The sequence below is a fragment of the uncultured Nostoc sp. genome (assembly GCF_964245575.1).
GTDB lineage: Bacteria > Cyanobacteriota > Cyanobacteriia > Cyanobacteriales > Nostocaceae > Nostoc.
Genome location: NZ_CAXTNP010000425.1, coordinates 1 through 4,651 on the forward strand (window position 1 = coordinate 1; position 4,651 = coordinate 4,651).

A 4,651-nucleotide genomic window follows, 5' to 3' on the forward strand; every position below is an offset into this window, starting at 1 on the left:
GTGGGAATGTCAAGGAGCTAGATAGTTGTATCCGTCAATCTTGGGACGGTTTCCATTCAATTAATATCCCCAGCAAGTGGGAATTGACTTTTGCATTGCGGATTTGACTTAAATTTTTAAGTTTCCATTCAATTAATATCCCCAGCAAGTGGGAATATTTCCCTAATAGAAGGGGAATAGCTTTTAGTCTTAGTTTCCATTCAATTAATATCCCCAGCAAGTGGGAATACTCTGCCCGTGTAAGTTCCAATCTTTTTTCCAGGTTTCCATTCAATTAATATCCCCAGCAAGTGGGAATTGAAAACTTCTATGGTTCGGCTAGTTACTTAGGTTAGAGTTTCCATTCAATTAATATCCCCAGCAAGTGGGAATCCTTCAATTTTAGACCCTTACCCAGTAAGGAATCCAGAAGGCGTTTCCGAAGGTCACAAAAATTAATCGCCGAACTGCCATTCCATCAATCACTAACATGCCCCAAACCCTTATTCTGTAAGCAACCGAAGTTCACAACGCCAGAATAGGAACTTCAGCCATTTTCCCTGAACCTCGGCAACATCATTAAATAATCACCGAACTAGGCGGTTCAATCACAGCTGGCCCCACACCCCAAGATTCTACTTGAGAAAGAGTATGTCGTGACAAAGGGTAAAATCGTAGACTATCTTCAGTTAACTTCAACTTTTTTCTTAAACGACGACGCAAATCTTGATATTTCTCGGTAGTTAACTGACACTCAAACACAGAATATTGAACACGCTGTCCATAACCTTCTAATAAATCAGCTACTTTTTTACGTCGTTTATCACAAGGAATATCATAAGCAATCACATATAAAAACATAATTCAGCCTCAATCAATACGATATGGCTGATAACTGTGACTGGGATTATAAACAAACTGCTTAAAAGCCCTTACTTGTTGATTGAGTATATCCCATTTCGGTTGTTTCTCTCCATTATCTATTTTTATCTCTTCCGTCATGCGTTGCAAAAATGCCTTGAGAAACTTTTTTCTTCCCAAATCATTTAAATAACATCCACCATTATTAAATTCAAAATCACTTTCAGCATTAACTATCTTGCGATTAATTAACCACATCACTAGAGAATCTACAAGTGGGGCACGAAACTCCTCAATTAAATCAGAAGCTAATGCTGCATGACCATCATGTGCTTGGTGCAAACAAGCACAATAAGGATCAAGTCCTTGAAGTTCAATCAATGCCAAAAGATGATTCCAAAGAACTTGATAGCCAAAACTTAACATTGCATTTACAGGATTTCCTGGAGGACGACGACTCCGACCAGAAAACACAAAATCGGCATTAGTCAAACATTCACTAAAAGCATTAAAATACTGGGCTGCCCCTGCACCCTCAAACCCCATCAGCCTTTCGCAAGTCTCAGCTTGTGCCGCTTGATCAGCCAAATAATCTAAACTTAGCAGCACCTTTTCTAACACCTCTGACTCCCGCTTTTGTCGCTGTCGCCGCAACAATACTCGACTATTTTTCAATTTTCCTCGCACAATAGCCCGTGCAGTAATTAGCTTTTCAATAGGTGATAATTGCTGTTGGTAGCGCGACAATTGCCGATATCCCCTAGAAATAGGTAAAATCCGACCATAACAATATCCCATCCGTGATAAATAACCAATAGGAATATCTCGTAATAAACAAGCACGAATTACTTGAGTAGTAACTTGCGAACTACCAAAAATTAGAATTTGTTCTAACAGTGGTAACTGCACTTCACCAAAAATATTTTCTCCCTGCTTTATGATTAAAGTTTCTTTTTGCAAACACACATAGCAATTTTGTTGAGAAACATAAAGAGTTTGCATAGAATTATGAACTATCAAAAACCTCTAATACCGATTACCTAAGAGTGAGATTGCTTCGGGACTGGGGGCAAAATCCCAAGTCCATCAAACTCAAGCTTGATTTTGTGTAGTTTGACAAAGAATTGCTACAAGTAACTATTGCCACCAACGTTGTAATTTTGACTTTCGTGAAGAACTATTTCCAGGTGGAGGAGAAATTAATTCTGCCTTTCCTCCTGGTTCCAACCACTTAACTACCCTATCAGCCACGCTAGAAACAACATAAGTAGCAAATGTCACTAGTAAAGTATTAATGATTACTGCTGCCAAACCCATAGGTGCAATTAACAAAATCACTAAAGTTACACCACCATTAACAACAGAGACTAAAGCATTACGTACAGTAGCAGACCGACGTGAAATATACATAGTGGTAAATTTAACTCTATTTTCAATATTTGTACTGACTACTCTAGCGTTAAAATCATAAAAAAGCTTGAAAAAGGCTATAAAGTAAAGTCTGATTGATGTTCACGGAAAAGGCTGTTATAAAAGCTTTACGGGCATTCTCTTGACACCACTGTAATATTTTCTTTTTGGGAATGCTCTAACCTCAATTATCGACTTCTCTCTAACTATGGCCAAAAAACTTGCATCCCAACCCTACAAAGAACACTTAGCTTTTGAACGCCTGATGCTGTTAATTGCAACTCTGCTGAAACATCCAGGTATCGGTAGTCCTGATTTAATGGACTCTAGGAATGATAAACACCATGATGCCCTGGCAACAGTGCAAAAAACCCTACAGAAATTAGCGACTGAACTGAAGATAGAATTACCAGCAGGTTATCCTGCTGTTTCTACCCTCCGCAAAGATTTAGAAACTCTTCGTCACTACACTATTCTCGACCAGCGAATGTATCGTTGGGGCTATTATCTTGGTACTGGCGCTTTGTCCTCAGCCGAGTTAAAAGTAGCATTTAATGCTTTGGCTTCCCTTGCTCAGTACCAAGGAGATGCCCAAGTCAGACGAATTTATGAAACTCTCAGTAAAAGATTGCGGGGATTAGATATGGAACTCAAGGGTGATTTTTTCTACCCAACCAGACAATATCTTAACCGCACAATTGTATATTCTGACCCCGAAGAAATGGCTGAAAAGGGTAGAAATCAGGATACATTATTTCACCAATTGCCGTTAGTAGAAAGAGCTATTAGTCAGGGACAAGCAATAGAAATTTATCGTGGTAGTGACCTTTATGGTAACAATCGTATTGGCCCTCTACGCATCTTTCCCTTACAGTTAATTTACCAAGATATTGCTTGGTATCTCTTGTATGAATACTGTGAAACTGGGCATTTAGCAATTGGACGTTTAAACCGTTTCAGAAACTATTGTGTACCTCTGGGCATACCAATACGTGGCTTAGAATTACAGAGAGAGAGCCTTACTAAGGCTTACCAATTAATAGAAAATGGTTGGGGTTTGAATTTAGGTGATCTCGAATCTCAAAAATTAGAACTGCAAGGAAGTTTAGACTTAATCAAAGTTGAAGTTCGTTTTTTTCCTCCGATGACAGGATTTATTTTGGAAGGGGAACGTCGCCATCCAAAACAAAAAATTACTCCTGGAATTATTGATAAAACTACTGGGAAACCCAGTTATGTAATTTATAGAATTGATTTGCCAAACCGTTCAATAGATGAATTTAGTTTATGGGTTTATCGTCACATGGATAAAGCTCAAATGCTTTCACCTTCTGCACTAGTAGATAAGCACCGTCAAGCAGCAGTCGCTTTAGCTGCACGCTATTCTGAGCCAGTGTGATTTTTACCTTTCGCAATCAAGCAACACTCCATCCACAATCGCAATCCCCCACTGCGGAAACTTCGCCAATAATTTTTTGATCATTATTACAAGTGCCGGATCATCATTCCAGCACGAGAGCAAGAAATCAAACCCCGGATTCTCCCCTGAATTTGCTGCTCGATTTAGTTTCTCCCTTCTTACAGGTCGCATATTTGACCGCGCTACAATCGCCTCATGCGACCATTTTTCAGCGTTTGGCACAGGTGCGCCGGAACTTTCACCCTCATGATCTGCTTTGACTTCTGCACCCGAAACCGAGTTTTCAGCCGTAAACGTTGCAGAATAACCTTGCTGATGCTGTTGGCGAAATATTTCGTTACATTTCAGGACAAAAAAACCAATGCAAGGAAAAATATTGAGCTTTACTTTTTCAGAGAGATTTTTTAGCAACCATTAAAAACTTTCTTTTAGGTGTTTTAGCTCGGCAATCATTATTCAAAAATCGGGTAGCTAATTGGATGTTAACCTAAAGGCATTTCACGGCTTGGCCACTGACATTTACCACTATTCCAAAGGTTGAAAGAGACAAAAATCTTCTTAAGCCAGCGATCGCTACCATCGAATCGAGGCGTAAATGATGTCCTGGCGTGTACAGTGCGCTTATTACTAATAATAAGCAAATCTCCATAGGAGAGAAAAACTCCAGCCGCTAACTCTGCTGCTTTCTCACGCAATCTTTCATAAGCCGATTGTACCTCTTCTATGGGACTACCTATAGTAGATCCTGGGGCAACATTTTCATCAGTCAGATTCACACAAGGATTTTCTATTGTACCGGTAATGGCTGGTTTTTGGAAAAATTGGTCGGAGTTGGGAAATCGCCATTCAATAGGGTGAAGGCGCAGTAACTCAACATCCTCAGGTTCTAACGCATTGCACAGAGTCCGTGCATCACACAGCATAGTGGAATGGCACTAAGAAAAGGGAAAATCGTTGAGGCAGCAGGGGTGCAGAGGAGCG

The 4,651-nt window shown here is 39.8% G+C and carries 6 protein-coding genes and 1 CRISPR repeat array; of the genes, 1 reads left to right on the forward strand and 5 read right to left on the reverse strand.

The genetic code is table 11. From position 1 onward, the window contains the following. The first annotated feature begins 48 nt into the window (after positions 1-48). A CRISPR array of direct repeats spans positions 49-372; the repeat unit is 36 nt; unit sequence GTTTCCATTCAATTAATATCCCCAGCAAGTGGGAAT. Between the two features lie 186 nt (positions 373-558). The 3 genes from cas2 to csx18 all read right to left on the reverse strand — a co-directional run bounded on the left by cas2 (position 559) and on the right by csx18 (position 2,250). After that, the gene (gene cas2, locus ACFFAP_RS36055) at positions 559-840 is read right to left on the reverse strand and encodes a CRISPR-associated endonuclease Cas2 (protein ID WP_375515705.1); all 282 of its coding nucleotides are present in this window, start codon (positions 838-840) and stop codon (positions 559-561) included. A gap of 9 nt (positions 841-849) precedes the next feature. After that, a complete protein-coding gene (gene cas1 / locus ACFFAP_RS36060; protein WP_375515706.1) occupies positions 850-1,842 on the reverse strand; it encodes a CRISPR-associated endonuclease Cas1 in 993 nt (330 codons plus the stop codon). A gap of 135 nt (positions 1,843-1,977) precedes the next feature. Then, positions 1,978-2,250 (reverse strand): CRISPR-associated protein Csx18, encoded by a 273-nt coding sequence (gene csx18, locus ACFFAP_RS36065; RefSeq protein ID WP_375515707.1) that lies wholly within the window; start codon positions 2,248-2,250, stop codon positions 1,978-1,980. A 208-nt stretch (positions 2,251-2,458) separates the two neighbouring features. On the opposite strand from csx18, the gene ACFFAP_RS36070 reads away from it, so the two are divergent. Next, on the forward strand, positions 2,459-3,649 hold the full coding sequence (locus tag ACFFAP_RS36070; protein WP_375515708.1) for a helix-turn-helix transcriptional regulator: 1,191 nt from the start codon (positions 2,459-2,461) through the stop codon (positions 3,647-3,649). A 3-nt stretch (positions 3,650-3,652) separates the two neighbouring features. Here ACFFAP_RS36070 and ACFFAP_RS36075 read toward each other — a convergent pair whose 3' ends face one another. Continuing rightward, positions 3,653-4,081, reverse strand: coding sequence for a hypothetical protein (locus tag ACFFAP_RS36075; RefSeq protein ID WP_375515709.1), 429 nt, complete (start codon positions 4,079-4,081; stop codon positions 3,653-3,655). Positions 4,082-4,152: 71 nt separating this feature from the next. Then, complete coding sequence (locus ACFFAP_RS36080; protein ID WP_375515710.1) at positions 4,153-4,593, reverse strand: TauD/TfdA family dioxygenase; 441 nt, start codon at positions 4,591-4,593, stop codon at positions 4,153-4,155. Positions 4,594-4,651 lie beyond the last annotated feature (58 nt).